The sequence below is a fragment of the Hyphomonas sp. UBA3601 genome, assembly GCF_002375605.1.
Classification (GTDB): domain Bacteria; phylum Pseudomonadota; class Alphaproteobacteria; order Caulobacterales; family Hyphomonadaceae; genus Hyphomonas.
This window is the reverse complement of sequence record NZ_DFME01000085.1, coordinates 42,274-43,983: the sequence shown is the minus strand read 5'-3', so window position 1 is coordinate 43,983 and position 1,710 is coordinate 42,274. Positions and strand designations below refer to the sequence as shown.

2 protein-coding genes and 1 pseudogene are annotated in these 1,710 nt (G+C 55.3%); 2 read left to right on the top strand and 1 reads right to left on the bottom strand.

Going from position 1 to position 1,710, the window contains the following annotated elements:
• Positions 1-502 (bottom strand): annotated as a pseudogene (locus B4F73_RS08705) (S9 family peptidase); the annotation flags it as partial.
• A 170-nt stretch (positions 503-672) separates the two neighbouring features.
• Between B4F73_RS08705 and B4F73_RS08700 the strand changes: the two are divergent.
• Complete coding sequence (locus B4F73_RS08700) at positions 673-1,332, top strand: tetratricopeptide repeat protein (protein ID WP_206990726.1); 660 nt, start codon at positions 673-675, stop codon at positions 1,330-1,332.
• A 149-nt stretch (positions 1,333-1,481) separates the two neighbouring features.
• Positions 1,482-1,710 (top strand): ATP-binding cassette domain-containing protein (locus B4F73_RS08695; protein WP_290483024.1); only part of this gene is annotated, 229 nt, incomplete at its 3' end.

Below are 1,710 nucleotides of genomic sequence, written 5' to 3'. Positions count from 1 at the left end.
GAGAGGCGCGTTTCTCGTCGCCCGTCGCAAGATCAACTATCCAGAGCGCCCCGTCGCGAATGAAGCTGGCATACGTGCCTTTGGGTGAAATGCGGGCATCATAGTCAAAGGCATCGGTATCGGTTAGTTGCCGAACTTGCGGACTGTCTTCAGTAAGGGTGACCAAGTGCAGGTTTCCCCCTAGTGGGACGAGTATCGTCGTGGCTGTACCCCATGAGTAGTCGAGGATGCCTGTTCTCCCCGCAATTCGCTTGCGCTCGCGTAGGGCTATTTCTTCCTCTGAGAGAACGATTTCTTCTGGTTCAAGCAATAGGGAATCCACAAGGAGGGACGGCGCGCCTGTCTCAACGTCGAATTGCCAGAGATCGTGTCTTTGCTGGTCGTCGGGCCGAGGCTTGAGGAAGGTCACCCGTGCAGCATCGGGAGAGTACTTGATGCCCAGTGTTGTTTGGCCAGTTAGGGAAGGCGACGCAAAGAGGCGATCCAGGGTCAATTCTGTCATGGATGGATAGTGTCCTGAGGAAAGTTTTTTTGAGATTGATCGAAGTGTGCCCTGAGTATTCGTGTTCGCCACTCATGCATGCAGATTCAGTGACTATCGGACAGCTAACCAATCGCCAAAACTAAACACTTGTTTCAACTTTTGTGAGGCAAAAACTGCCAAAAGTCGCTATGCAAGTAGTGGTTTATGCATATCGTGCACTTATGGCGGAAGGGGATGTTCTGTTCGAACAAGCGGTCGCCTTGCTACTCGATAGCGAGGGCGGAGAGAGCTTGATGAAATCCGCGGCGTTGATGCGCCGGGCTGCGGACTCCGGACATGCTGCGGCTGCCAACAATTTCGGCGCCATGCTACATCATGGGCGGGGCGTCCATCAGGACTTTGCCGCTGCCAGAGCATATTATGCACAGGCGGCGGAGGCTGACCTGCCACCCGCATTGTTCAATCTGGGGTTCATGAAGTTACGAGGCCTTGGTGGCGAGCGTAACGAGACGGATGCGCGCCGTTTGTTTGAGCAGGCCGCGCATATGGGCGAAGTGAACGCGATGACATACCTCGGCGTCATGATGATGACCGGCGCTGGTGGCCCTAAAGAGTTCAAAACCGCGCAATCGTGGTGGGACAAGGGCGCAGAGCTCGGCGACAATCGCTGCGCATTCAACCTCGGAATTGCTCATGCAGGTGGGCATGGCCAGGACCAGCCCGACTTTGTCGAAGCTTGGCGCTGGTTCAGTCGGGCTCAGGATATGGGAAATCAAAGTGCTGAAACCGAGCTCGAGCGTCTCGCAAGTGTGCTGACCGACGACGAGCGCAAACGCATCGAAGGCTAATCGACAATTTGGTAGAAGGGGAGGTTTCTGGCTGAGCGAGGTTTGCCAGAGATGTTTCTCAGAACAGGTTGCGCTTACCCGCTTGATTTTCGGCCACGTCCGCGTAACTGAGGCGACATATTCCCCCAAAGTTTCAGGAGACGCTTTCAATGGCCGGTCCCCAAATCGTATTCCAAATGCAAGGCCTGACCAAGGCATATGCCGGTGGCAAGAAGGTGTTCGAGAACATTCACCTGAATTTCCTGCCGGATGCCAAGATCGGTGTCGTCGGTGTCAACGGGTCTGGTAAGTCCACGCTGCTGCGTATCATGGCGGGTGAAGACAAGGACTTTCAAGGCGAAGCCTGGGCGGCCGAGGGCGTGAAAGTCGGTTACCTGC

Excerpts from the sequence above, each read along its gene's own strand:
- B4F73_RS08700 (WP_206990726.1), top strand. The coding sequence starts at position 673 with ATGCAAGTAGTGGTTTATGCATATCGTGCACTTATGGCGGAAGGGGAT.